Source organism: Enterocloster clostridioformis (assembly GCF_020297485.1).
Classification (GTDB): Bacteria; Bacillota; Clostridia; order Lachnospirales; family Lachnospiraceae; genus Enterocloster; species Enterocloster clostridioformis.
Window position 1 is genome coordinate 545,462 of record NZ_JAIWZC010000001.1, and the last position, 24,826, is coordinate 570,287.

At 47.3% G+C, this 24,826-nt stretch carries 26 protein-coding genes; 23 read left to right on the forward strand and 3 right to left on the reverse strand.

What is annotated here, in order from left to right:
* The first annotated feature begins 21 nt into the window (after positions 1-21).
* From LA360_RS02415 to tnpB, 18 genes are all read left to right on the forward strand, one after another.
* On the forward strand, positions 22-1,962 hold the full coding sequence (locus LA360_RS02415; RefSeq protein WP_022202464.1) for an LTA synthase family protein: 1,941 nt from the start codon (positions 22-24) through the stop codon (positions 1,960-1,962).
* Positions 1,963-2,032: 70 nt separating this feature from the next.
* Positions 2,033-2,662, forward strand: coding sequence for an RNA polymerase sporulation sigma factor SigK (gene sigK, locus LA360_RS02420; protein ID WP_022202465.1), 630 nt, complete (start codon positions 2,033-2,035; stop codon positions 2,660-2,662).
* 157 nt (positions 2,663-2,819) lie between these two features.
* The gene (galE, locus tag LA360_RS02425) at positions 2,820-3,836 is read left to right on the forward strand and encodes a UDP-glucose 4-epimerase GalE (protein WP_022202466.1); all 1,017 of its coding nucleotides are present in this window, start codon (positions 2,820-2,822) and stop codon (positions 3,834-3,836) included.
* A 324-nt stretch (positions 3,837-4,160) separates the two neighbouring features.
* Positions 4,161-5,708 (forward strand): putative DNA modification/repair radical SAM protein, encoded by a 1,548-nt coding sequence (locus LA360_RS02430; protein WP_022202467.1) that lies wholly within the window; start codon positions 4,161-4,163, stop codon positions 5,706-5,708.
* Between the two features lie 20 nt (positions 5,709-5,728).
* Positions 5,729-6,514 carry a TIGR03915 family putative DNA repair protein gene (locus tag LA360_RS02435; RefSeq protein WP_002583387.1) on the forward strand — a complete coding sequence of 262 codons (786 nt, stop codon included), beginning with the start codon at positions 5,729-5,731 and terminating at the stop codon, positions 6,512-6,514.
* A gap of 305 nt (positions 6,515-6,819) precedes the next feature.
* A complete protein-coding gene (locus LA360_RS02440; protein WP_022202468.1) occupies positions 6,820-8,355 on the forward strand; it encodes a YifB family Mg chelatase-like AAA ATPase in 1,536 nt (511 codons plus the stop codon).
* Entirely contained in the window at positions 8,346-9,518 is a 1,173-nt protein-coding gene (gene dprA / locus LA360_RS02445) for a DNA-processing protein DprA (RefSeq protein ID WP_022202469.1), read from the forward strand. The genes LA360_RS02440 and dprA overlap by 10 nt, the downstream gene beginning before the upstream one ends.
* Positions 9,519-9,606: 88 nt before the next feature.
* The gene (gene topA, locus LA360_RS02450) at positions 9,607-11,694 is read left to right on the forward strand and encodes a type I DNA topoisomerase (protein ID WP_022202470.1); all 2,088 of its coding nucleotides are present in this window, start codon (positions 9,607-9,609) and stop codon (positions 11,692-11,694) included.
* 156 nt (positions 11,695-11,850) lie between these two features.
* Positions 11,851-12,639: a GTP-sensing pleiotropic transcriptional regulator CodY gene (gene codY, locus LA360_RS02455; RefSeq protein WP_002583383.1), complete on the forward strand. Its 789-nt coding sequence runs from the start codon at positions 11,851-11,853 to the stop codon at positions 12,637-12,639.
* Positions 12,640-12,916: 277 nt separating this feature from the next.
* The gene (rpsB, locus tag LA360_RS02460) at positions 12,917-13,669 is read left to right on the forward strand and encodes a 30S ribosomal protein S2 (protein ID WP_002564490.1); all 753 of its coding nucleotides are present in this window, start codon (positions 12,917-12,919) and stop codon (positions 13,667-13,669) included.
* Between the two features lie 29 nt (positions 13,670-13,698).
* Entirely contained in the window at positions 13,699-14,634 is a 936-nt protein-coding gene (tsf, locus tag LA360_RS02465) for a translation elongation factor Ts (RefSeq protein WP_022202471.1), read from the forward strand.
* A 230-nt stretch (positions 14,635-14,864) separates the two neighbouring features.
* On the forward strand, positions 14,865-14,990 hold the full coding sequence (locus tag LA360_RS02470; protein WP_112483044.1) for a site-specific integrase: 126 nt from the start codon (positions 14,865-14,867) through the stop codon (positions 14,988-14,990).
* A gap of 41 nt (positions 14,991-15,031) precedes the next feature.
* Positions 15,032-15,484 (forward strand): tyrosine-type recombinase/integrase, encoded by a 453-nt coding sequence (locus LA360_RS02475; RefSeq protein ID WP_412221599.1) that lies wholly within the window; start codon positions 15,032-15,034, stop codon positions 15,482-15,484.
* 86 nt (positions 15,485-15,570) lie between these two features.
* Positions 15,571-16,041 carry an IS200/IS605 family transposase gene (tnpA, locus tag LA360_RS02480; protein ID WP_112483138.1) on the forward strand — a complete coding sequence of 157 codons (471 nt, stop codon included), beginning with the start codon at positions 15,571-15,573 and terminating at the stop codon, positions 16,039-16,041.
* 56 nt (positions 16,042-16,097) lie between these two features.
* Entirely contained in the window at positions 16,098-16,466 is a 369-nt protein-coding gene (locus LA360_RS02485) for a BrnT family toxin (RefSeq protein ID WP_057573272.1), read from the forward strand.
* Positions 16,450-16,647, forward strand: a complete 198-nt coding sequence (locus tag LA360_RS02490; RefSeq protein WP_057573273.1) for a hypothetical protein — start codon at positions 16,450-16,452, stop codon at positions 16,645-16,647. Before LA360_RS02485 ends, LA360_RS02490 begins: the two co-directional genes overlap by 17 nt.
* Before the next feature lie 453 nt (positions 16,648-17,100).
* On the forward strand, positions 17,101-17,496 hold the full coding sequence (gene tnpA, locus LA360_RS02495) for an IS66 family insertion sequence element accessory protein TnpA (RefSeq protein WP_057571583.1): 396 nt from the start codon (positions 17,101-17,103) through the stop codon (positions 17,494-17,496).
* A 14-nt stretch (positions 17,497-17,510) separates the two neighbouring features.
* Complete coding sequence (gene tnpB / locus LA360_RS02500) at positions 17,511-17,864, forward strand: IS66 family insertion sequence element accessory protein TnpB (protein ID WP_225537270.1); 354 nt, start codon at positions 17,511-17,513, stop codon at positions 17,862-17,864.
* Positions 17,865-18,173: 309 nt separating this feature from the next.
* On the opposite strand, the gene LA360_RS02505 is transcribed toward tnpB, so the two are convergent.
* Together LA360_RS02505 and LA360_RS02510 are read right to left on the reverse strand one after the other, a co-directional pair.
* A complete protein-coding gene (locus LA360_RS02505; protein WP_112481418.1) occupies positions 18,174-19,331 on the reverse strand; it encodes an IS91 family transposase in 1,158 nt (385 codons plus the stop codon).
* Entirely contained in the window at positions 19,324-20,190 is an 867-nt protein-coding gene (locus LA360_RS02510; RefSeq protein WP_112481419.1) for a tyrosine-type recombinase/integrase, read from the reverse strand. Before LA360_RS02510 ends, LA360_RS02505 begins: the two co-directional genes overlap by 8 nt.
* 290 nt (positions 20,191-20,480) lie before the next feature.
* Between LA360_RS02510 and tnpC the strand changes: the two genes are divergently transcribed.
* The 4 genes from tnpC (at position 20,481) to LA360_RS02530 (ending at position 22,890) form a co-directional block, all read left to right on the forward strand.
* Positions 20,481-22,016: an IS66 family transposase gene (gene tnpC / locus LA360_RS02515; protein WP_112482318.1), complete on the forward strand. Its 1,536-nt coding sequence runs from the start codon at positions 20,481-20,483 to the stop codon at positions 22,014-22,016.
* A 185-nt stretch (positions 22,017-22,201) separates the two neighbouring features.
* Positions 22,202-22,387, forward strand: coding sequence for a hypothetical protein (locus tag LA360_RS02520; protein ID WP_057573269.1), 186 nt, complete (start codon positions 22,202-22,204; stop codon positions 22,385-22,387).
* Entirely contained in the window at positions 22,380-22,589 is a 210-nt protein-coding gene (locus LA360_RS02525; RefSeq protein WP_057573270.1) for a hypothetical protein, read from the forward strand. The genes LA360_RS02520 and LA360_RS02525 overlap by 8 nt, the downstream gene beginning before the upstream one ends.
* 100 nt (positions 22,590-22,689) lie before the next feature.
* The gene (locus LA360_RS02530; protein ID WP_057573271.1) at positions 22,690-22,890 is read left to right on the forward strand and encodes a hypothetical protein; all 201 of its coding nucleotides are present in this window, start codon (positions 22,690-22,692) and stop codon (positions 22,888-22,890) included.
* Positions 22,891-23,049: 159 nt separating this feature from the next.
* On the opposite strand, the gene LA360_RS02535 is transcribed toward LA360_RS02530, so the two are convergent.
* Positions 23,050-24,333 carry an IS630 family transposase gene (locus LA360_RS02535; RefSeq protein WP_112483230.1) on the reverse strand — a complete coding sequence of 428 codons (1,284 nt, stop codon included), beginning with the start codon at positions 24,331-24,333 and terminating at the stop codon, positions 23,050-23,052.
* Positions 24,334-24,449: 116 nt separating this feature from the next.
* Here LA360_RS02535 and LA360_RS02540 point away from each other — a divergent pair, with 116 nt between their 5' ends.
* Positions 24,450-24,818, forward strand: coding sequence for a hypothetical protein (locus LA360_RS02540; RefSeq protein WP_057573224.1), 369 nt, complete (start codon positions 24,450-24,452; stop codon positions 24,816-24,818).
* The last annotated feature ends 8 nt before the right edge of the window (positions 24,819-24,826 follow it).

Consider the following 24,826-nt stretch of genomic DNA (forward strand, 5'->3'; position numbering starts at 1 on the left):
AAGCTCTAACAAAAGGCGGCAATGGTGACAAAAGAAAATAAGATAAAGATTATAAAATATATATGGTATATAGTGGGAACCGTGAGTCTGCTAATGGCCCCAGTGGTGTCATACTTTATGTTTGAGTATGTCACGGGGAACCTGGACACGGTTCCTTATTATATGGCGGTCCTGAACATAGGCTGGATTTATGTGCTGTATCTGGCTTTGTTTGCCGTCACGGGGAGGACCAGAATCGCCGTGCCCGCTGTCTCCTGCGTCCTCTATGTCATTTCCCTGGCTGAGACCTTTGTGGTGGCCTTCCGGAGCCGCCCCATTATGCTGTGGGATGTGATGGCATTCAGGACAGCCATGACCGTGTCCGGCAACTATGAATTTTTTATCACCCGCCAGATGAAGACAGCCTTTGTCCTGCTGTTGCTTATGAACGTATTCCTGTGGTTCACACCGCGCCGGGTCAGAGGCTGGAAGCTCCGCCTTGCGGTGGGAGGCGGCATCGCTGCGTCCATAGCGGGTTACGGGGCCTGGTTCTTCGCCGTTCTGGTCCCTTCCTGGGGGCTTGGCATCAACATGTGGGCCATCAACGGGACATACCAGGAATACGGTTATGTGCTGTCCACCGCGGTCTCCCTGCAGTATGTGGTAAAGAAGCCGCCTCAGGGGTACAGTAACGCCAGGCTTAAGGAGATATATAACCGCCTGGAGGAGAGTATATATGCGGAAGCGGGAAATGGTCAGGCTTATCCGGTAAAAAGCCAGGCCTATCCGGAGAGCCCGGAGAATCCGGAGAATCCGGAGAACCGGCCGGAGGAGGGGCAGCCTGTAACGCCGGTCAATCTAATATGCATTATGAACGAGAGCCTGGCAGAGCTTAAGACGGCAGGCGATTTTACCACCAATACAGAATATTTCCCCTTTATGGACAGCCTTGAGGAAAACACGGTCAGGGGCAGCCTTTGTGTGCCCGTGTTCGGTTCCATGACGAGCAACACAGAGTTTGAGTTTCTTACCGGGGACTCCATGGCCCTGCTGCCTGCCAATTCCATTGCCTACCAGTTCAATGTAAAACCAGATACCTATTCCATGGTCAGTACCCTGAAGGACCAGGGATATTACAGCGTGGCAATGCACCCTTATCCCGGAGAAAACTGGAACCGGGTGGAATGCTATCAGAATATGGGATTTGATGCGTTCCTGGACCAGGAATTTTACGAGGGCAGCGAGGAACTTCGCAACTATGTAAGCGATGAGGCGGATTACCAGAAGCTGATCCAGGTGGTGGAAGCCAAGGAAAATCCTGAGGATAAGCTGTTTATCTTCAATGTAACCATGCAGAACCACGGCGGATATGAGGGGACCTATGACAATTTTGAACAGGAGGTGTGGCTTACCGGAGAGTACGAGGGAAAATATCCAAAGACGGACCAGTACCTGTCCCTTATGAAGCGGTCGGACCAGGCATTCCAGTATCTGGTGGAGTATTTCAGCCGGATAGACGAGCCTACCATGATTGTCATGTTCGGGGATCACCAGCCCAGCGTGGAGGATGAATTTTACGATGACATAGCCGGCATGCCTAGTTCTGAGATCACGGTGCAGGAACATCTCATGTGGTACGAGACCCCATTTATTATATGGACCAACTACAGCATGCCCTCCGAGGATATGGGGCGTCTCGGGGCTGTTTACCTGTCCTCAGAGGTCCTGTGGAGGGCCAATCTTGAAATGACGCCCTATAACCGGTTCCTGCTTGCCATGAAGGAGGACCTTCCGGTGGTCCATTTCCTGGGCTGTTATGACAGGGAGGGAACCTACTATTACTGGGCCAAGGCAGAGTCGGAGCGTTGCCCCTATCAGGACACGGTACTGGATTATGAGGCCCTTGTGTACAACCACAGCCTGGACCGGAAGAAGTTTAAGGAGTTGTTCGTCATAGATTCGGAAAATAGTATAAGCCAATAAAAACTTGTAAAAGCACTTGGCAAGCTGCCCCCGCATAGAATAAGATTAAGAATATGCAGGGTGGCTTTCTTTGAAGACTTTTCCGAAACCATTATCAGCAGGAGAGGAAAAAGAGTATCTGGAACGCTGCAAAGAGGGCGACCAGTCTGCCAGAGATATGCTGATTGAGCATAATATGCGTCTGGTAGCCCATGTGGTAAAAAAGTATCAGGGCTCTGATTACGACATGGAGGACCTGCTGTCCGTGGGAACCATAGGCCTTATTAAGGCAGTGAATACATTTAACGCAGATAAAGGCTCACGACTGGCCACCTATGCAGCCAGATGCGTGGAAAATGAGATACTGATGCTTCTGCGGGCAAGCAGGAAGTATTCCAAGGAAGTGTCCCTTTTTGAGCCCATCGGAATAGACAAGGACGGGGAGACTGTCAGTCTGGTGGATGTGATAGAGATGGACAATAAAGAGACGCTGGATACCATGATTTTCAAACAGGATGTAAAGGAGCTTTATGAGGCCTTTGAGTCCTGTCTGACAGAGACAGAGAAGACGGTTCTGGGGATGCGCTACGGGCTGTACCGTGGGAAGGAGCATACCCAGCGGGAGATTGCCGGCAAGCTGGGCATCTCCCGTTCTTATGTGAGCCGGATTGAGAAAAAGGCAATTGAGAAGATACGGACAGAGTTTGCAAAACACGGTTAAGGGGTGCCATTCAAAAAATATTGTAAAAAGATAGAAGAATTGTGCATTGTTTTATTGCAGCTTTCCCTTTATACTAGTTATAACAGGCGGAACAGTCAGACAGCTTAACCTGTTCCGCCTTTTTGCAGCAATCAATTGTTCGTAAGGAGGAGATATCATGGCTATTTTAGTGACTGGTGGCGCCGGCTATATCGGAAGCCATACCTGTGTGGAACTGCTGACAGCGGGTTATGATGTGGTTGTAGTAGACAACCTTTATAACTCCAGCGAGAAGGCACTGGAGAGAGTAGAGAAGATAACAGGCAGGAAGGTAAAGTTCTACGAGACAGACCTTCTGGACCAGCCGGCCCTTAAAGAAGTGTTTGACAAGGAGGAAATTGATTCGGTCATCCATTTTGCAGGTCTTAAGGCAGTGGGGGAATCCGTGCGCAAGCCTCTGGAGTATTATCACAATAATATCACGGGCACCCTGATTCTCTGCGGTGAGATGCGCAGCCATGGGGTCAAAAATATTGTATTCAGTTCTTCCGCTACCGTGTACGGAGATCCGGCAGAAATTCCCATCACTGAGAACTGCCCCAAGGGAGAGATTACCAATCCTTACGGACGGACCAAGGGCATGCTGGAGCAGATTCTGACGGATTTACATACGGCGGATCCGGAGTGGAACGTGGTGCTGCTGCGCTATTTCAATCCCATCGGCGCCCATGAGAGCGGACTGATTGGAGAGGATCCCAAGGGAATCCCCAACAACCTGGTACCCTATATTGCCCAGGTGGCAGTGGGAAAACTGGACCATCTGAATGTATTTGGCGATGATTATGACACGCCGGACGGTACCGGGGTCAGGGATTACATCCATGTGGTGGACCTGGCAAAGGGCCATGTAAAGGCAGTGCAGAAGCTGCAGGATAAAGAGGGCGTCAGCATCTATAACCTGGGAACCGGCGTGGGCTACAGCGTGCTGGATGTGCTCCATGCATATGAGAAGGCCTGCGGCAGGACGCTGAAATACGAGATTCAGCCCCGCCGTGAAGGCGATGTGGCTACCTGCTATTCCGATTCAGCCAAGGCAAAGCGTGAGCTGGGCTGGGTGGCTGAGAAGGGAATCGAGGAGATGTGCGCTGATTCCTGGAAATGGCAGTCCATGAATCCCAACGGGTACAGGGATTAAAGATAAATCTAAATTCCGGACAGAATGATGTTTCATTGATTTTTCCGATAATTGAGAGGCCTGCGGCCGGATTCGCGTCATATGATATGGCGGGGATAGGCGCAGGCCTCTTTGTAATTGGGTTTCATCCATAGGGATGTCTGAAAATAATTGTTTGCGAATACTGGACTTAAAATAACAGCCTGAAAATAGTTGAATCATTGATAATAGCATCCCTAAAAATTTGCTGGCGAGCAAAAAGAACAAATGTTCTTTTTGCAATTGCATTTGCCTGAATTCTGTGCTATACTATCAGGACAAACATACGTTCCGGATGGTGATATCATGTTGATACAGGAGAATTTAAGCGTACAGGAAAAGTTAAAGATACTTACGGATGCAGCCAAGTATGACGTGGCCTGCACATCCAGCGGGGTAAGGAGAAAGGGAAAGGCAGGCAGTATAGGAAACACATCGGAAGCCGGAATCTGCCACAGTTTTTCAGCGGACGGCAGATGTATTTCCCTTCTCAAGATTCTGTTTACCAACCAGTGTATCTACGATTGCAAATATTGCGTGAACCGCTGTTCCAATGATGTGGTGAGGACTGCCTTTACGCCGGATGAGGTGTGTAAGCTCACCATTGAATTTTACCGCAGGAATTACATCGAGGGGCTGTTTCTGAGCTCGGGTATTTTGTATAACGCCAATCATACCATGGAGCTGATTTACGAGACCCTGCATAAACTCAGGAACCAGTGGCATTTTAACGGATACATCCATGTGAAGACCATACCGGGGGCTGCCCCTGAGCTGGTGGAGCGGATGGGTTTTTTAGCTGACCGCATGAGCATCAATCTGGAGCTTCCCACGGCCGAGGGACTTAAGAATCTGGCTCCCGGGAAGACCAGAGATAAGATATTAAAGCCCATGCGTCAGGTACAGCAGGGCATTGCGGTGTCCAGCCATCTTCTGGGATATGACAGGGAATTTAAGAAGACCTATGCCGCGGAGCGGGCTGGTTTTGCAGGCGGTGCTGCCCTGATTCGTCCGGAGCTGGCACAGCCAGACGCTCTTTTGCTGGGAAACCATGGTTTATCCGGCAGCGGTCAGGATGGTCCGGGTGATGGACAGAAGTCCATGGAGAGGGCCGGGAGAGAAAGAAGGCACCTTTCCGACTCCCGGTATGCCAGGACGCCCTTTGTGCCTGCGGGCCAAAGTACCCAGATGATTGTGGGGGCCACACCGGAGAACGATTACCAGATGATGGCTGTCACACAGGCCTTGTATGAGAATTACGGCCTTAAGAGGGTCTTTTATTCTGCCTATGTGCCGGTCAACGACGACAGCTGTCTGCCTTCCGTGACAGCCAGACCTCCTCTGTTAAGGGAACACAGGTTATATCAGGCGGACTGGCTGCTCCGGTTCTATGGATTTAAGGCTGAGGAGCTGCTGTCGGAGGAACAGCCGAATTTCAATGTATTCCTGGACCCCAAGTGCGACTGGGCCCTGCGCCACCTGGAGCTGTTCCCGGTGGAAATCAACAGGGCTTCCTACGGGGAACTTCTCAGGGTCCCCGGCATGGGGGTAAAGTCGGCCCAGAGAATTGTGAATGCCAGAAAGCAGGGCAAACTCCTGTTCGAGGACTTAAAGAAGATGGGGGTGGTCCTGAAGCGGGCCAGATATTTCATCACCTGCAAAGGACGCATGATGGAAGGCACCAGGCTGGACCAGGATTATATTACATCCTGTCTTGTGGGAGATGAGAGGCGCAAAGCCTGGGATATTGAGAACAGAGACAGCTTCCGCCAGCTCACTCTCTTTGATGACATGCATCTGGAGATGCCGGTGACAAGCGAAGACCATTATGCTTCTGTGACAGGAAGCCTGTAAGGATTGAGGAGGTGGACGATATGACAGTTTACATGTGCGAGCCATGGCTTGAGGGGATTCTCTGCGGCGTATACGATGCATGGTCTGAACCGGCCGGCCATGGGAATGTCCGGCTGGCCGTCAAGGGGGAGTATGAGGAATTGGAGCTTTTTGCGGAGTACAGGGAGGTACAGAGCTGCCCGGAGAAAGCGGAGAAGGTCATCCGTTCTGTGTGCGCTAAACTCTCTCAGGAGATATACAGGAAGGTGTACACCGCCTCCCTGAGCCAGGATCGGGATCGGGCAGATAAGATATACAGGTTCCTGATACAGGCCTTCAGACATGGCCCGTCGGTGCTGGACATGCTTCAGCTTCCGGCCTGCTATGACATATTCGGGCTGTGCCGGAATGTTTACAATGAAAATCATCTGCTGACAGAGTTTCTGCGCTTTTCAGAGACTCCGGGAGGCATACTGGTGTCACGTATCGGTCCGAAGAACGATATCATGACTCTATTGGCACCTCACTTTGCAGACCGGCTGCCGGAGGAAAACTGGGTCATTTATGATGAGAACCATAAAAGGGCAGCAGTCCATCCCGCCGGACGCTCCTGGTTTCTTGTAAATCACCCTCTTGAACCGGAACAGGAAAACAGCGACCAGGGGTGGAGCCACTGGCTGAAGGAGCGGACAGACGAGGAGACTTATGAGGACATGTGGCGTATGTTCTGCGATACCATTGCCATAAGGGAACGCCATAACCCGGTATGCCAGAGAACCCATCTGCCCCTGCGTTTCCGGCCTTATATGACGGAGTTTCAAAAATAGATGGGGCAGAAGGCGCAGTGGTCCCGCAGGAGACATGTTATGGAAAATATGTATGGAAAACATGTATGGAAAACGCGTATGAAAAACACGAATGGAAAACACCGGAATACATTCATAGAAAACAGTTTAGATTGCCCCTTGTAATTTTTTGTTCCCTTTAGTATAGTAATTATATCTTTCATTCAAGTGGATAGGATTCTTCCTATCCTGTCTTATATTTAAATCCGGTACGGTATCGTGCCAAAGTTCCACTGATTCATGAAAGTATAGTATGGCTACGATAACAAAGAGAAAGGGGCGGATGGATGTTTACGCGAATCAACAGCGGCGGTATATGGGCTGTGGAGGGAGTTCTGGTTTCGGTGGAGGCGGATGTGTCCGACGGACTTCCGGGATTTTCCATATCAGGACAGCTGGCTTCAGAGGTAAGGGAGTCCCAGGAACGGGTCAGGACAGCCCTTAAAAATTCGGGATTTCGTCTCCCGGCTAAAAAGATAACTGTAAACCTGTCTCCTGCAGGCATACGAAAGGGCGGCACAGCCTATGATCTTCCCATTGCGGTCGCCATATTGGGCGCGTTTCAGATGGTGGGGACGGATGTGCTGGAGGACAGCATGGTAATTGGAGAGCTGGGACTGGACGGCAGGGTGAAACCTGTAAGCGGTGTGCTTTCCCTGGCAGCCATGGCCAGGGAGAAAGGTATCAGGAGATGTTTCCTGCCATTGGAAAATGTGGAGGAGGGCCTGGTGATGGAGGGGGTAGACATGGTGGGGGTGAAATCTCTGGGCCATATGGCAGGTATTCTTAAGGGCGCTGTTTCCATGGAACCGTGCCATGTCCCGCCTCACCGCCCGGAGTACCGCCGTCAGAAGAAAGATGGCCTGGATTACAGGGAGGTCAACGGCCAGGCCATATTGAGAAGGGCAGCGGAGGTGGCGGCAGCCGGCATGCACGGACTGCTTTTGACCGGCAGCGCCGGAACCGGCAAGAGCATGATTGCCAGAAGAATCCCCACCATCCTGCCTGGGCTGACGCGGGAGGAGGATATAGAGATATCCAGAATCTACAGCATCTGCGGACTCCTGCCACCAGGCCGTCCCCTTCTGTCTGAGCGGCCTTTCAGGAGTCCTCACCACACCATAACAGCCAGGGCGCTGGCAGGCGGAGGTGTTCCTCCCAGGCCCGGAGAACTGTCCCTGGCTTCGGGAGGCGTACTTTTTTTGGACGAGCTGCCCCATTTTGGCCGCTCAGCGGTGGAAATACTGAGGCAGCCTTTGGAGGAACGGAAAATCACAGTTACAAGGGTATCTGGTAATTATGAATTTCCGGCAGATTTTATGATGGTAGCAGCCATGAACCTGTGTCCATGCGGGTTTTATCCGGACAGGAATCGCTGTAATTGTACGGAAAATCAGATCAGACGATATCTGGGGCATATATCCAGGCCCATACTGGAACGGTTTGATATCTGTGCGCAGGCGGCTCCGGTGACCTTTGGGGAATTGAACCTGGCTCAGGGAGAAAACGAGGATTCGGCATCCATTCGGAAACGGGTGGAGCATGCCAGAACGCGTCAGGAACGCCGGTTTTCGGGAACCAGGATACGTTTTAACAGCCGCATGGGCATGAAAGAGGTAGAACGGCATTGCTGCCTGGGACCTGAGGAGAAGGCCTTTGCCCAACGGATTTATGAATCAGGAGGCTTCAGTGCCAGAAGGTACCATAAGGCGCTGAAGGTTGCCAGGACCATTGCCGACCTGGAGGACAGCAAGGATATAAAAAAGGAACATCTGGCAGAGGCATTGGGATACGGGGGACTGGAGGAAAAGATATGGGGATAGAAAATAGTATGGAACAGGATTCAAACCGGAACGCTGATTCCGGCCCGGGGATGGCCCGGGTCCAAAAACTTGAAAAAAAATATCTCTACTGGCTCACCCGTATTCCGGGCTTTGGGGCAGTGACCATACGGCGCATATGGGAGACGGCGGGAAGCTTTGAGAATGCATATTATATAGAAGGAATGGAATTAAAGAAACAGGGAATTTTGCAAAGCGAGGAAAAATGCCGTACGTATGACCGGTGGAAGGAACAGTTTTCCTGTATGGTCCGGGAATATGACCATCTACAGGAGAAGGGAATCCGTTTCGTAACGCCCCTTGACAGGGAATATCCGAAACGGCTTCTGCATATTTATGACTATCCAATGGGACTTTATGTAAAGGGAGAGCTGCCGGATGAGGAATGTCCCACCGCGGCCATCATAGGGGCCAGGAACTGTACGGAGTATGGGAGGCAGGCAGCCGGATTTATGGGAAAGGAGCTGGCAAAGGCAGGCGTGCAGATTGTCAGCGGCCTGGCTCTCGGCATAGACGGGGCCGGGCATGAGGGAGCCCTTAAAGGAAAGGGGAAGACATATGGGGTCCTTGGGTGCGGGGTAAACATATGTTATCCCAGAAGCAATTATTATCTGTATGAGGCAATTCCATCTCAGGGAGGAATTATCTCCGAGTTTGGGCCGGGTGAGGAACCTTTGGCCAGGAATTTTCCTATGCGCAACCGTATCATAAGCGGCCTTTCCGACGTGATTTTGATAATAGAGGCCCGAAAGAAAAGTGGTTCCCTTATAACCGTCAGCCTGGGACTGGAGCAGGGAAAGGAGATATTTGCACTGCCGGGCCGGATTACGGATACCCTGAGCGCAGGGTGCAATGAGCTCATACAGTCAGGCGCGGGGATATTGACCAGCCCTGAGGATGTGCTGGAGTATATGGGCATTTTTCACGAAAAAAAGTGTATTAACCGTGAAAAAGACCAGAAGGGACTTGCCAAGATTGAAAAAATGGTGTATAGTTGCCTAGATTCCGAACCCAGACATCCGGACCAGATTATGGTACAGACAGGACTTTCGGCAGGCCGCTGTATGAGCGCCCTTCTGGAGCTGGAATTGGAAGGACTTGCGGTGAGAACATCAGGACAGAACTACATGAAAACAATCACATAAGTGTCAGGATTTTGGATATCCTCCGGCATTCGCCGGTGTGTGTCTCCATTTTGTGAAAATAAATGAACAGCGAGTAAGGAGTTTTACAATGGCGAATTATCTGGTAATTGTAGAGTCACCAGCAAAAGTGAAAACCATCAAGAAGTTTCTGGGCGCCAACTATGAGGTAGATGCATCGGGAGGCCATGTCAGGGATCTTCCAAAGAGCCAGTTGGGATTTGATGCGGAGCATGACTATGAGCCCAAGTACATTACAATCAGAGGAAAGGGAGACGTTCTGGCTAAGCTGCGCAAGGAAGTGAAGAAGGCAGACAAGATCTATCTTGCAACGGACCCTGACCGCGAGGGAGAGGCCATTTCATGGCATCTGATGAAGGCTCTTAAGCTGGATGAGCTTAAGAGTAAGGATGTTTACCGCATCAGTTTCAATGAAATTACGAAGAACGCGGTAAAGGCATCCTTCAAGACTCCCAGGGAGCTTGACATGAACCTGGTGAATGCCCAGCAGACCAGAAGGATGCTGGATCGAATGGTGGGTTACCGGATTAGTCCGCTTTTGTGGGCAAAGGTCAAGAGAGGATTGAGTGCAGGCCGTGTACAGTCCGTTGCTCTGCGGATGATTTGCGACCGCGAGGACGAAATCAATGCATTCATTCCTGAGGAATACTGGAATCTGGAGGCAGACCTTCTCCTGAAAGGAAATAAGAAGCCTTTGGCGGCAAAATATTATGGGACCAGGGATTCCAAGGGCGGTAAGACAGTTATCCGCAACAAAGAAGAGCTGGATCAGATACTGAGCCAGTTAGAGGGATGCAGATATGAGGTGGAGGAAGTAAAGAGAGGGGAGCGGGTAAAGAAGGCGCCCATCCCGTTTACAACCAGTACTCTGCAGCAGGAAGCCTCCAAGGCGCTTAACTTTTCCACACAAAAAACCATGCGTCTGGCCCAGCAGCTCTATGAAGGCGTGGAGGTAAAAGGCAAGGGAACCCTGGGGCTTATCACCTACCTGCGTACGGATTCCACCAGAATCGCAGACGAGGCGGACACAGCGGCCAGGGCATTTGTAAAGGAACATTACGGCGAGAAATATGTTGCTCAGGGAAGCCAGGCTAAAAAAGAGGGCGCTAAGATACAGGACGCGCACGAGGCCATCCGTCCCACTGACATAACATTGACTCCGACCATTGTAAAGGAATCCCTGCAAAGAGACCTGTTCCGGTTATACCAGTTAATCTGGAAGCGGTTTACAGCCAGCCGTATGGCGCCGGCCGTATATGAGACCACCTCTGTAAAGATTGGGGCGGGCAGCCACCTGTTCACCACATCGGCCTCCAAGCTGGATTTTGAAGGCTTTATGTCTGTTTATGTGGAAGCGGACGATGAGGAAGAGAAAAATCAGGTCCTTGGCAACCTGGAAAAGGGGGCCATCCTTAAGCTGGAGCAGCTGGACCCAAGCCAGCATTTCACCCAGCCTCCGGCCCATTATACGGAGGCATCCCTGGTAAAGGCTCTGGAGGAGCAGGGCATAGGACGTCCGAGTACCTATGCACCCACCATAACCACCATCATTGCCAGAAGATATGTGGTAAAGGAGAACAAGAATCTCTATGTGACTGAACTGGGGGATGTGGTAAACCGCATCATGAAGAATTCCTTTCCAAGCATCGTAGACCCTAACTTTACAGCCAATATGGAATCCCTGCTGGATAAAGTGGCGGACGGTACCGTTGCCTGGAAAACCGTTGTCAGCAACTTCTATCCTGATCTGGATGAGGCTGTTAAGACAGCTGAGAAGGAGCTGGAATCCGTAAAGATTGCGGATGAGGTGTCGGATGTGGTCTGCGACCTGTGCGGACGCCAGATGGTGATTAAGTACGGTCCTCACGGCAAGTTCCTGGCATGCCCGGGATTTCCGGAGTGTAAGAACACCAAGCCTTACCTTGAAAAAATCGGGATTCCATGTCCGAAGTGCGGTAAGGAGCTGGTGCGCAGGAAGACAAAGAAGGGACGTCTCTACTATGGATGCGAGGCCAGTCCTGACTGCGACTTCATGTCCTGGCAGAAGCCTTCCACCCAGAAATGCCCGGTCTGCGGATCTTATATGGTGGAGAAAGGAAATAAGCTTTTGTGTGCCGGCGAGACCTGCGGGTACCGCATGGATAAGACTGAAAAATAGAAAAATTTGTCAAAACAAAAAAGGAAAAATATCAAAATCTTAAAATAATCGAAAACTTCAAAAAACTCTTGTTATTGCTTAAAAATTGTGCTAAAATTCTAGTATTAGTAGAGTATTTTTGGGTGATATACAATTTGGATAAGGAGGCTTTCGGAGATGAGTGTTCAATTGTTGGACAAAACAAGAAAAATCAACAAGCTATTGCATAACAATAATTCTCATAAAGTTGTTTTCAATGACATCTGTAAAGTTTTAAGTGAGATATTGTTATCCAATATCCTGGTAATCAGCAAGAAGGGCAAGGTTCTGGGGGTGAGTATCTGTTCTGGGGTAGATGAGATAGAGGAACTTATCGAAGACCAGGTCGGAGGATACGTGGATAAGATGCTGAATGAACGTCTTTTAAGCGTTTTGTCCACAAAAGAGAACGTGAATCTTGCAACCCTTGGCTTTGCTGAGGAGAATGTAAAAAAGTATCAGGCCATCATTACTCCCATTGATATAGCGGGAGAGAGACTGGGAACACTTTTCATTTATAAGTCAGATTCCCAGTATGATATTGACGATATCATACTGAGCGAATACGGAACCACCGTGGTGGGCCTGGAGATGATGCGTTCTGTCAATGAGGAGAATGCAGAGGAAACCAGGAAGGTGCAGATTGTAAAATCAGCCATCAGTACCTTATCCTTCTCCGAACTGGAGGCCATCATCCATATATTCGAGGAACTGGATGGAAACGAAGGCATCCTGGTAGCCAGTAAGATTGCCGACCGCGTGGGCATTACCCGTTCCGTGATTGTCAATGCCCTCCGCAAGTTTGAGAGCGCCGGTGTCATTGAATCCCGCTCCTCAGGCATGAAGGGAACCTATATCAAGGTCCTGAATGACGTGGTCTTTGATGAACTGAAGGCAATCAAGGCATCCAACTCAAATTTAAAGTAGATATCAGGCGGCCGGATAAAGCAGATGGCGGATAGCCGGATAATATAGAGTCAGATAAATATATGGCAGTTTGCGGGAAAACTTATTAAAAGTGCTTGCAAGCTGCCATATTTTGTGATATATTTGAAAGGCTGACAAAAAACACGTCTGTGGATTCTGCGGGACGGTGCCTGACCAGTAGTTTGGCAGGTCTTCCGGGAAGTGTCAGAAGCAGGCGGAAGAGCCTGAACTCCCATACGCGACGGAGCAGGCTAAAAACCAAATGGAGGTAAATAACATGAGCGTAATTTCTATGAAGCAGTTACTGGAAGCTGGTGTACATTTCGGTCACCAGACAAGGAGATGGAACCCTAAGATGGCTCCATACATCTATACCGAGAGAAACGGTATCTATATCATTGACTTACAGAAGTCCGTAGGCAAGGTAGATGAGGCTTACAAGGCTGTATCCGACATTGCTGCAGACGGCGGCACCATCCTGTTCGTAGGTACAAAGAAGCAGGCTCAGGAAGCCATCAAGGCTGAGGCAGAGCGCTGCGGAATGTACTTTGTAAACGAGAGATGGCTGGGAGGCATGCTGACCAACTTCAAGACCATCCAGAGCCGTATTGACAGACTGAAAGAAATCGAGACCATGTCTCAGGACGGAACATTCGATGTTCTTCCTAAGAAGGAAGTAATCGCCCTGAAGAAAGAGTGGGACAAGTTAGAGAGAAACCTTGGCGGAATCAAGGATATGAAGAGACTGCCAGATGCAATCTTCATCGTTGACCCGAAGAAGGAGCACATCTGCGTACAGGAAGCTCACACACTGGGTATACCGTTAATCGGTATTGTTGATACTAACTGTGATCCGGAAGAACTGGATTATGTAATTCCTGGCAATGATGATGCCATCAGAGCCGTTAAGCTGATTGTTTCCAAGATGGCTGATGCTGTTATCGAAGCAAAGCAGGGCGAAGTTTTAGAGGGCGCAATGGAAATCGAGATTCCTGCCCAGGCTTTCGAGACAGAGGCTGTTGAGGCTTAATTAAAACTTTAAAATTGGAGGAAGATGAAATGGCAGCAGTAACCGCAGCAATGGTAAAAGAGTTAAGAGAGATGACCGGTGCCGGAATGATGGACTGCAAGAAAGCTCTTGCAGCTACTGACGGAGATATGGATAAGGCAGTAGAGTTCTTAAGGGAAAAGGGACTTGCCGGAGCAGCCAAGAAGGCCGGCCGTATTGCAGCAGAAGGCATCGTAGCTACAACGGTAGCTGCTGATGAGAAGAAGGCTGTTATCGTAGAGGTTAACGCTGAGACTGACTTTGTTGCCAAGAACGAGAAGTTCCGGACATATGTTGCAGATGTTGCAGCACAGGCACTTACCACTTCCGCTAAGGATTTAGACGCATTCATGGAGGAGAGATGGGCTAAGGACGAGACCTTGTCCGTAAAGGAGGCACTTGCTTCCCAGATTGCCATTATCGGCGAGAACATGAACATCCGTCGTTTTGAGCAGGTTGAGGAGGCAAATGGTTTTGTCGCATCCTACATCCATGCAGGCGGAAAGATTGGCGTTCTGGTAGACGTAGAGACAGATGTTGTCAACGATGACATTAAGGATATGGCAAAGAATGTGGCTATGCAGGCAGCAGCTTTAAAGCCAATGTTCACCAGCAGAGACGAAGTAAGCGCTGATTACATCGCAAAAGAGACAGAAATCCTTACAGCCGCAGCTAAGAATGAGAAGCCGGATGCCAACGACAAGATTATTGAGGGCATGGTAAAGGGCCGTATCAACAAAGAGCTGAAAGAAACCTGTCTGTTGGATCAGGTTTATGTAAAGGCAGAAGACGGCAAGCAGAGCGTTTCCCAGTATGTTGCAGCTGTAGCAAAGGCTAACGGCGCTTCTATCAAGGTAAAGAAGTTCGTACGTTTCGAGACCGGCGAAGGCCTGGAGAAGAAGAACGAGGACTTTGCTGCTGAGGTAGCTAAGCAGATGGGAATGTAAGCCCAATTGCAACCTTTATCCCGGAACCCCTGATACATGCGGAAAACCCGCATAAAATCAGGGGTTCCGGGTTTTTTTGTGAGTGTTGCAGACTGGTGCTAAATTGTGTGGTCTGGTATTAAATTTGTGTAGTAATTTGTGTAGTGATTTGTGTAAAACCCGTTACACAAACCCGAATTGCAAACTTTGCATTTTGGGAGGTTCCATTTTGGTTTCCGCTCCATTATATTATGATCTATACAGGAATGCGTATTGGAGAGGTAGGCGGATTGAAATGGGAGGATGTCCATCTGGAAGGCGGATATATAGAGCTGAAACAGGCACTGTCAGCAGAGTATAAGCAGGGGAAAAACTGATATCGCTCACAACACTAAAAACGACTAATTCCTATCGGAAAATTCCTTTTATGGGCCAGGTCAAAGAGATGTTCCTTCAGCAGAAAGAGCAGGTTGATTTCCTAAAAAGAGAACTGAAGGACAGATATCGGGGAAAGGGAGAGTTTGAAGATCTGGTATTTGTTACCACCATGGGTTCCCCGCTGATCAGGCATAACGCTGAAAAAACAATCAATAAAGTGGTAGATTCCATCAATACCAAAGAAGCTTATGAAGCAAAAAGAGAACAGAGAGAACCGGTTTTGTTTGAAAGGGTTTATCCACATGCGCTGAGACATACATTTGCTTCCATTTGTTACGCTGCAAAAATGGATGTAAAGACAACACAAAAGTTAATGGGGCATGCAAAAATATCAACAACTATGGATATTTATACGCATTTAGATGAAACATTTTTGGAGGATGATATTACTAAGTTTAATCAAAAAGAGGGTTTAATCAAAAAGAGGGTTTAATTCCCCGCAGCTTGCTGCGTAACAAACTTTTTCAAGACATGGAGGAAGTGATATACTAGAGGAAAAAGGAAAGGAGAAATTGTGTGATGAGTGAAACAATACGCAAGTCACACAATGTATCAGTACTCATGTATCATTTCGTATGTCCAGCAAAATATAGAAGAGTAGTAATAGATGAAGATGTAGATAGGGTAATCAAAGAAACGTGTGAGGGAATTCAGGAAAGGTATGAAATAAGATTTTTGGAAGTAGGTACAGATAAAGACCATATACATTTTCTTATCCAGTCAGTGCCTACATATAGTCCAAAAAAAATCATCCAAATAGTGAAGAGCATCATAGCCCGGGAGGTGTTCGCGAAATGTCCACAAGTGAAGAAAAAATTGTGGGGAGGAGAATTCTGGACAGATGGCTATTACGTAGCAACGGTGAGTGAACATGGGAATGAGCAAATCATAAGTAGATATGTGAAAGAACAGGGACAGGAAAAAAATTATAAAACAATCTATAAAAACGTAGAGAAAACAAAGCAGTATAGCATATGGGATTATATGTAGAGGTTGCAACCTTCGATACCCCGCAGCTTGCTGCGGGGTAGTTCATTTTGGGTGGAATGGTTTTTGAGTATGATGAAGAAAAGAATCGGAAAAATGTCCAAAAGCATGGGATATCATTCAGGAATGCAGCACGTGCTTTCTTTGATTATGATCGAATCGAGCTTTATGATGAGGAACACAGCGATGATGAGGATCGTTATGATACGATAGGTGACATCTCAGCGGGAAATCTATCACTTGGTGCTAACACAACGATTGGAAATATAGATCGGCTTGTAGGAACGGCTAATGATATTTTGTTTGTTGTATATACGGAAAGAGTAAGAACAGAGGAAAATGGCATACAGACAGATATCACCAGACTTATATCAGCAAGATTAGCAACAAGCTTTGAGAGGGGATTCTATTATGGTAAATATGAATAGTATAACAGAAGAGATGAAGAAAGAACTGGCATTTACAGAAGAGGAACTGAAGGAATTAGAGCAGGCAAGAAAAATGCCTATCACATTCGATGAGGACTGTCCTGAAATCAGCCCTGAAAAAGCTATAAAATTTCGCAGGGTGAATCCTCCGCATAGGTTGGCTGGCAAAAGTCTGGCATAATATACAATGATCTGCATGGCTTAAAATTTGTGTAGTACCACCAAGAAATATATTTTAAAAATTACTACACAAATCATTTCTGTGTAGTAACATGGAAATGATATTTGCAAAAGCCGAAAAAATCTTGATTTTATGCGGATTTCCGGACACAGTACTCAAAAAGTTCGCGAAGCAGATGGGAATGTAATTCCAATTTCATAAGATTAAGCAAGACGCTGGAAACCCGCATGGTTCCAGCGCTTTTTGCGTTTTTGGGGTGTCGGAAAATCGTGACGGCTTTTTTTATATGATTTCAATGCGGTGATTCTTATAATATAATTGGGAAAGAGCAAAAATACGGTAAGCGTCAAATAAGAACGTGTAGTGAAATATTTGGCGTTCTCTTGTAAACTTGGGGTTAGAGTTTTTAGAGTTCCCTCCCAAAACTCTAAATCCAGATAAAGGAGAATACCAATGGACATTTCCGCTTTAACTCCGGATAAACAGGTAAAACTTCAGTACTGGCTGGACGTGATCCGGCAATGCAGAGCCTCCGGTCTAACAAACCAGGCATGGTGCGAACAACATCATATCTCCCTAAAAAGCTATTACTACTGGATCGCAAAGATCCGGAAACTGGCGCTTGAAGAACTGCCCCGAAAGAGTCATGGATGCAGGCCGGTCATGGAGCAGACTGCGTTGATTCCGGATGCGGCTCCGGAATTTACGGAGGTATCCCTTCACGGCAGGCAGGATCCCTGTGCCGCTCCTGCAGCAGTACTCCGTGCCGGTACGGTGACTGTTGACCTCTTTGAAGATACGCCCCGCGAGTTGCTGGAGACCATTCTGAAAGCGGTGAGATCATGTTAGGTGACCTCTCCCGGGTGGAAAAGATCTATCTGCGCACCGGGTACACAGATATGAGAAAACAGCTGGACGGTCTGGTGGATATCATCCAGTACAGCTTTCAGCTTGACCCTTACAGCAATTCCCTGTTCCTTTTCTGCGGGAAACGGGCGGACCGGATCAAGGCAGTCTATTATGAAGGGGACGGCTTCTGCCTGTTCTATAAGCGCTACGAAAACGGCCGCCTCCAATGGCCGCGGACGGGCGAAGAAGCCAGACAGATCTCCCACCAGCAGCTCCGCTGGCTTCTGGAGGGCCTGAACCCGGAGCAGCCAAAAGCGGTCCGCAGCTGGGTTCCCCCGAAGCCTGAAAACCCCGGGAATTCCTTATAAATGCTGGAAAATCCTGCTGTTTTATGGTATAATTCTTAAGGAAAGTATCAGATTCAGAGCGACAAAAAAATGAACAGCTTATGCAAAAGATAAACTGCTCTGAATGTGATTCTTTCCAATTGTACCAAGTCGCGGAACTTTAGCCATAGGCTGTATGGGGATAGTATTTCCCCAGGGAAGCTTAAAATAGTGGATTATGGTGGTCTGCAATGCAGAAGCAGGACGATTTTAGCTGTATCCCATATTTTTGGGTATGCTTCGCAGACCTCCCGATGGCAGGTCTTAAAAAATATATAGGAAAGCAGCCTGTCAGGAAGAAGGAACATGACACCTTCCCAGCTGTTTCATGGCTGTATGACCACATTCAGGACACACACAGATATCGAAATTCCAGACTGCTTTTAAAAGCTCTGCCAGGGACATTCCGGCGTAACGCTGCTTGAAACGCTGTCCATTCTGAAGCTTAAAGATAACCTTCAGATTCTTATATTTCATCCGATTGTTCAGAAAACCATAATAGCGTATTTTCTGAAAGCCGGAAGGCAGCACATGCATCAGGTAACGGCGTATAAACTCCGTGTTGCCAAGAGTAATCTGACGTTTTGGTTCACCCGGCTTTTTTCCACGGGCAGAGAATGTTACCGTATCTTCCGTAACAGAAAGGATCCTGCTGTTAGAGATGGCGATTTTGTGGATGTAGCGTCCAAGGTATTCAATGACATTGCCGAAGCCGTTGAAGGTTTTCTTGATGTAGGGGCACCAGTCCATTTCATAAAGCTTATTTTTAAATTCCTTCCAGTGGTAAGAATTACGCAGGTTTTCACAGGAGGATGAAAAGTTAAGGGAGCCGCTTTCATAAAGGGAGACAAGGTGTGCCATATATTTCCCCTTAAACTTATCCCGCAGGACCTCCGTACGGATAAAAAACTTAGATGAGGATTTACGGATTTTTCCATCTCCGGTAAGCCCGCCGCCGGAAACAATGCAGTGCATATGTACATGGTAATCCAGCTCCTGATTCCAAGTATGAAGTACTTGGATAATCCCGGGTGTTGCCCCGAGCCACTTCTTATCAGCAGATAATTCCAGAAGTGTTTCGGCGCAGCATCTGTGAAGAAGTCCATACAGAAGCTTCTGGTTGCAGTAAATGAGGGGATTTAATTCATGTGGAAGTGTAAACACTACATGAAAATAGGGTGAATCAATGACCTCAGCACTGCGTTTATCTACCCAGATTTCTTTCTTCACAGCCTGACAGTTGGGGCAGTTGCGGTTGCGGCAGGAATTATTGTGGACTTCCACATGCCCACAGTCGGTACACTGACTTAAGTTGACACCAAGCCTTCCGGATTTGCAGTTTAAGATGGCTCGGGCGGCTTTGCGTTGGACATCCGACTGATAGTGCCCCGGTGCTGAGAAAGCTTCATAGGACTGCTCAAATATCTGCCTGATTTTGTAATCACTCATGGTATTCACCTGCCAATCGGTCAAAAGGGCTGACGGCATTGCGGATGGCATTACCGGAAAGATGGACATAAATAGTGGTGGAAGACAAAGATTTATGTCCCATAAGCGCTTTTATGGTAAGCAGGTCGGTTCCGTTTTCATACAGATGGGTACCAAAAGCATGACGAAAGGAATGACAGGTAAGCCTGCGTTCCCATCCGAGCCTGTCCTCATGGGCATGGATGTGTCTTGAAAGGAAGAATGTGTCGATGGGTCTGTCCTCGCCACTTTGCTTTGGAAAAAGAAAGCCTTTTGGTCTGCCGTATTCAAACCAGTAGCGTGTCAGCAGGTCAAGTGCCGCTTTAGAAAGAATGGCATAGCGGTCATTCCTGTTTTTGGAGTGTGTGATGTGAAGCCGCATGTTTTTGCGGTCAACATCCTCGTAACGCAGACGGCATACTTCACCGATACGAAGCCCTGAGGAATACATGAGTGTAACCATAGTCTTCTGCTTTAAATCAGGTATGGAAGAAATAAACTGCCATGTTTCCTGTTTCGAGGGAACATAGGGAAGGTACTCGTCAAACTTACGCATGGGAAGCTGTGTGTCATCCCATGTTTTGTGAAGAACATACATGGTGAAAAAGCGCAGTTGTGAAATGGCACAGTTGATGGTGCGGTCAGAAAGGTCTCTGGATTTCTGTAGCCATTTGATGTAGTCACGAAGTTCATCCCAGGAAACATCTTCTGGCGATTTGTGAAGAACATTTGCGAGGTAATCCAGATACGCCCGGATGTAAGTACAGTAATTTTTAAGGGTATGGTCGGTAAGACCGCGAAGGGAAATCATTTCCCTGAAAGAATTTAAATATTTGTCCATAGTAAAATCTCCTTTGAAATGCAATAAAAACAGTAGTTACATTTCAAAAAGAGGTGGTGGACGAGTAAAAAAATAAGATATATAGTTGTTGAGTTTAGAAATCCATGATAACATAAGCATAGCAGTTCTTAAAGTTATGAAGTTGTTTGGTGTGGTAACTTAACAATACATCATAAATTTAAAAACTGCTATTTTTTATAAAAAAAGTGGTGGTTTTATGTACCTTGGGCTAGCCGTCGCACTAGCGACTTGGTACAATGAATTTATCAGAACAGGAAGGTTTTCAGCCCATGCAGGATACAGAGCAGGAGTACCAAAAGCAGATCAAAGAACTGGAACAGCAGGTCCGGCTCCTTAGGGAGCAGGTTGATTTCCTTACCCGTAAACTTTATGGAACAAAATCAGAGAAGACGTCTGCCCTTGAAATAGAGGGACAGATGTCTCTTTTTAATGAAATGGAATCCTGTGCTGAGCCGGATGCCCATGAGCCGGATCTGGTGGAGGTCGAAAAACATCTGCGTAAAAGGAAATATGCCGGCCAGCGGGAAAAACTGATAAAAGACATTCCCCGCAGCAAAGTGCTCCACACGATCGATGAAAGTGAACAGATCTGTGAGAGATGCGGAGGTACCATGGTAAAAGTTGGTGAGGAGTTTGTGCGTACCGAGGTACAGTTCATCCCTGCCAGCCTCAAAGTGGTTGACCATTACCGGGAAACCTATGAATGCAGGGCATGCCGCAAAAACGGGACGCCTTATATGGAGAAATCCCCGGTGCCCCATCCTCCGGTCATGCACTCCCTTGCATCTGCTTCCACGATCGCATGGCTTGTCCATCAGAAGTTTGAACTGGGCATCCCCTTATACCGTCAGGAAAAGGAATGGGAAGCCATGGGGCTGTCTTTAAGCAGGGCAACGATGTCAAACTGGCTCCTGGCCGTCTGCCGGGACTGGCTTTCCCATGTGGTCTCCCATCTCAGACGGGAACTTCTAAAGCAGGGATATCTGCATATCGACGAGACCCACGTGCAGGTGCTGAAGGAACCAGGGAGGAAGAACACTTCGGATTCCTATATGTGGGTGTACTGCAGCACCAGGGACAGCAAACGGCCGGTCCGGTATTTTGAGTACCAGCCGGGGAGGGGTGGGAAATATCCGGAAACATTTTTAAAAGGCTATACCGGATATATCCATACGGATGCTTATTCCGGGTATAATGGGGTGAAAGGGGTTACGAGATGTCTGTGTTACACACATCTGCGCCGCGCTTTTGTGGACGCGCTGCCAAAAGACATCCATGGCCCGGAAGCCTCAAAACCTGCGGAAGCAGTCATTCGTCTGAATAAACTGTTTGAGATAGAAAAGGAACTGGACGGCCTTCCCCCGGAACAAAAGAAAAAAGAACGACTTGACCGCGAGAAGCCGCTTCTCGAGGCTTTCTGGTCGTGGGCAGAGATAAGCTCTGCCGGGGAATTGCCAAAGTCGAAGCTCCATACCGCTTTCCAGTATGCCCTGAACAACCGGCAGGAGTTCTTCAACTATCTTGGGGATGGAAACTGCTCCATCAGCAATTCCCTTGCGGAGAACTGTATCCGCCCCTTTGTGATCGGCCGGAAGAACTGGCTGTTTGCCGGAAGTCCGAAGGGTGCTGCCGCAAGTGCGGGAATCTACACCCTGGTAGAAACAGCCAAAGCCAACGGCCTGGATGCAATGAAATACATCAAGTATATCCTGGCAGATATGCCGGGGAGTAGATTTCTCGAAAATCCGGAATATCTGGATGACTATCTGCCATGGGATCCCATGGTACAGGAACGTTGCCGATAACCACTGCCCTTTTAGTATAGAGGGTTAGTGGTTATTTTTCTATCCACCATCTTATTTGACGCTTACAAAATACGGACAGAGGATGGAAAAACTGAAAAATTCATAAACTGATTGAAAAAGGGTGTATGAGGTGATAGGATATTTATAGAAACAGGAAAAGACGTTGCTGTAGAGGAGGTGACAGAATGGCTACATCAAGTATTACCGATAATATCGTGATTCGTGATCCCCAGCAAGTAGAAGCATTTGCGGATGCAGTTGAGAAGGCATCCCAGAATCCGCTTGGACGCAGAACAACATCTGTCCGTATGGTGAGAGATAAAGGTGAGTTTATACAGTTAATGGAAAAAAGGAGACAGCTGCATGGATAGAATGCCATCAGAGGAACAATTTGTTTGTGTTAATATAAGGGATTTTTTGAATCCAGAGGAAACGGGTGGAATCGGAGAGAATGACTTGGAAAAAATTCTCTCCGATTTTTCAAACCCGAAAAATTCAGATGTAGAGTTTTTTCTGAAAAAGAATGCCATTGAATTCTGTGAAACGAAAACTAAGCAGGTTAAGTCGCCTTGATCAACGCATAGGCAGCTATACCTTATCAGCGTATTTGATTGCTCAGTTGGGAAGAAATTACAGTGAAGAAGTTAGATATCCGATTACGGGAAAGATGTTGATGAATTTTGCAATTAATACTTTGAATGAAATTCAAAGACAGCTGGGTGGTCTTATGGTTTATTTGGAATGTGAAGAGAAGGAGCCTTTGATTAGGTTCTATCAGGAGCAGAATGGATTCCGGCTATTTGGTGAGAGGATGACGGATGGAGAGCAGGACGGAGAGGGGCATAAATTGTTACAATTATTGAATTTTTTATAAATATATAGTGTTCAGACTCTGAAATGGCATTTTTATAAGAAGTAGTCATCAAGGAATATAAACACCGACTATAATTGAAGGAGTCAATATGAAAAGAATTATAGTAACATTGATTATGTTAATGGTTCTAGTATAACTCGATTTAAATAAGCTTACAATTTAAGCATTGGTAGTAATCTGATTTCTTGGCTTACGTGTCCGTGCTTTGGGCGCACGTTTCCCTTGGTTTTCAGGACTTGCTGCTTTCGCATTTACAACTTCATAGACGATTGTGCCCACATCCTCTTCCGAAAGATCAATCGTGTCCAAGCGGTATTTCCATTTGTAGGGGACGGGAACCTCATTGATTTCTTCAAAGTATTTCAAAATCCGTTCCTTTAGTTCCTCTTTCGGGCCTACACGAATCCCGGACAACATCTGGCGGGTCATTTTGCTGAAAAAGCCTTCCACCATATTCAGCCAGGAGCCATGTGTGGGTGTGAACACAAATTCAAACCTTCCAGGAACTGTATTCAGATATTCCTGTGTCTCCCTGGATGTATGGGCGGAGTGGTTATCCAGTATAAGCCGTATTTTGTCCCCTTTTGGGTATTTCTCATCCAATATTTTAAGGAATGTTACAAAATCGCTGCTTTTATGAGTATTGCTTACCAGTAGGATAGCTTCCCCGGTCAACAGGTCAATCGCTGCCAATAGGGAGAGCGTCCCCAGACGTTTATACTCATAATCACGCTGTACGGTGGACATTTTTTCCGTACTGGCAGCCGGGGGCCTGTCCCCGGTTGTGGTGGCAATCGCTTGGATCCCGGGCTTTTCATCATAGGATAATGTATGTACCGGCTCTTCATCACCGGCAAACGGAATCAAACTTCCATTTTCATCAAAGCGGAGTTCAACCTGTTTGTAAATGACCAGCACATCATGCATCTTCTTTTCAAAGTCAGGATCCCGTTTTTCACAATAATAGGTGACCTTATGGGGATTAAGCATTGCTTTCCTAAGTATCTTCCGGATAGAAAACTCAGATGCTGTCGCCATACGGGGATATCCTTCCTGTTCAGCAACGGAATTGATGTAGCGGGTAAGGCTCAATGGATACCATAACTCTGCCGGGAGGCCGAATGCGGAAGGCTTTTGGCAGGCAATATTGATTACCCATGCCTTTGCATCATCGGTAATTTCAATCCTGCGGCCACGGCCTTTACTGTCTTCCATGGCAGCTTTTACGCCTGATTCCATATATTTTTTCAGGCAGAGCTTTACCGTCGGTCTCGAAATATCGAGTTTGTCAGCAATGGCTTCATCTGCCATGCCATCTGATTTTAATAAGAGGATTTTGGCTCTCCTGTGGACTCTGGCTTCAACAGTCCCCTTCTGTAGAATGGACTTTAAATATGACTTATCATCATTGGAAAGAAAAATAGGCGTAGCACTCTTTGGCATCATTTTACCTCCTGAAATGGTCTATAAGTATTATACCATTTCAGGATAATAATGTAAACTTATTAAAATAGAGTCATACTAGGCATAATGGGTTGCCAAAATAGTGTGGGTAGTAAATGAGTAAAAGCGCAACTTCTTCAAATGCAGCCATGTTCACAGCGATAGATAATAATGTTTCGGTAGCGGAGAGTTACGTAGCCGTAACCTATGAATGCGAGGATGGAGGTGGTACATTTCAAGTAAAATTGGCGACATACACATCAAATAATGGAAATGAGCAATTAGATTCAGTAATAAATAGCAATCCTGGAATATTTACAGAGAAAGAAATAGGAGGAATTCTTACATACTACTGTCCAGGCTCGCAATATGATTGGTTTGATTGTTATGCAATGGTAATAGATGAGAAAATGTTCGTTGTAAATATTGAAAAAGGCTATGATGAGTATATTGGAGATGTTTTAGCGAACCTTATATTGCAATAGAATGGGCA

Coding starts and splice junctions, on each gene's coding strand:
- LA360_RS02415 (WP_022202464.1), top strand. CDS start 22: ATGGTGACAAAAGAAAATAAGATAAAGATTATAAAATATATATGGTAT.
- galE (WP_022202466.1), top strand. CDS start 2,820: ATGGCTATTTTAGTGACTGGTGGCGCCGGCTATATCGGAAGCCATACC.
- LA360_RS02430 (WP_022202467.1), top strand. CDS start 4,161: ATGTTGATACAGGAGAATTTAAGCGTACAGGAAAAGTTAAAGATACTT.
- LA360_RS02435 (WP_002583387.1), top strand. CDS start 5,729: ATGACAGTTTACATGTGCGAGCCATGGCTTGAGGGGATTCTCTGCGGC.
- LA360_RS02440 (WP_022202468.1), top strand. CDS start 6,820: ATGTTTACGCGAATCAACAGCGGCGGTATATGGGCTGTGGAGGGAGTT.
- dprA (WP_022202469.1), top strand. CDS start 8,346: ATGGGGATAGAAAATAGTATGGAACAGGATTCAAACCGGAACGCTGAT.
- topA (WP_022202470.1), top strand. CDS start 9,607: ATGGCGAATTATCTGGTAATTGTAGAGTCACCAGCAAAAGTGAAAACC.
- codY (WP_002583383.1), top strand. CDS start 11,851: ATGAGTGTTCAATTGTTGGACAAAACAAGAAAAATCAACAAGCTATTG.
- rpsB (WP_002564490.1), top strand. CDS start 12,917: ATGAGCGTAATTTCTATGAAGCAGTTACTGGAAGCTGGTGTACATTTC.
- tsf (WP_022202471.1), top strand. CDS start 13,699: ATGGCAGCAGTAACCGCAGCAATGGTAAAAGAGTTAAGAGAGATGACC.
- LA360_RS02470 (WP_112483044.1), top strand. CDS start 14,865: ATGATCTATACAGGAATGCGTATTGGAGAGGTAGGCGGATTGAAATGG.
- tnpA (WP_112483138.1), top strand. CDS start 15,571: ATGAGTGAAACAATACGCAAGTCACACAATGTATCAGTACTCATGTAT.
- LA360_RS02485 (WP_057573272.1), top strand. CDS start 16,098: ATGGTTTTTGAGTATGATGAAGAAAAGAATCGGAAAAATGTCCAAAAG.
- LA360_RS02490 (WP_057573273.1), top strand. CDS start 16,450: ATGGTAAATATGAATAGTATAACAGAAGAGATGAAGAAAGAACTGGCA.
- tnpA (WP_057571583.1), top strand. CDS start 17,101: ATGGACATTTCCGCTTTAACTCCGGATAAACAGGTAAAACTTCAGTAC.
- LA360_RS02505 (WP_112481418.1), bottom strand. CDS start 19,331: ATGAGTGATTACAAAATCAGGCAGATATTTGAGCAGTCCTATGAAGCT.
- LA360_RS02510 (WP_112481419.1), bottom strand. CDS start 20,190: ATGGACAAATATTTAAATTCTTTCAGGGAAATGATTTCCCTTCGCGGT.
- tnpC (WP_112482318.1), top strand. CDS start 20,481: ATGCAGGATACAGAGCAGGAGTACCAAAAGCAGATCAAAGAACTGGAA.
- LA360_RS02520 (WP_057573269.1), top strand. CDS start 22,202: ATGGCTACATCAAGTATTACCGATAATATCGTGATTCGTGATCCCCAG.
- LA360_RS02525 (WP_057573270.1), top strand. CDS start 22,380: ATGGATAGAATGCCATCAGAGGAACAATTTGTTTGTGTTAATATAAGG.
- LA360_RS02530 (WP_057573271.1), top strand. CDS start 22,690: ATGAATTTTGCAATTAATACTTTGAATGAAATTCAAAGACAGCTGGGT.
- LA360_RS02535 (WP_112483230.1), bottom strand. CDS start 24,333: ATGCCAAAGAGTGCTACGCCTATTTTTCTTTCCAATGATGATAAGTCA.
- LA360_RS02540 (WP_057573224.1), top strand. CDS start 24,450: ATGAGTAAAAGCGCAACTTCTTCAAATGCAGCCATGTTCACAGCGATA.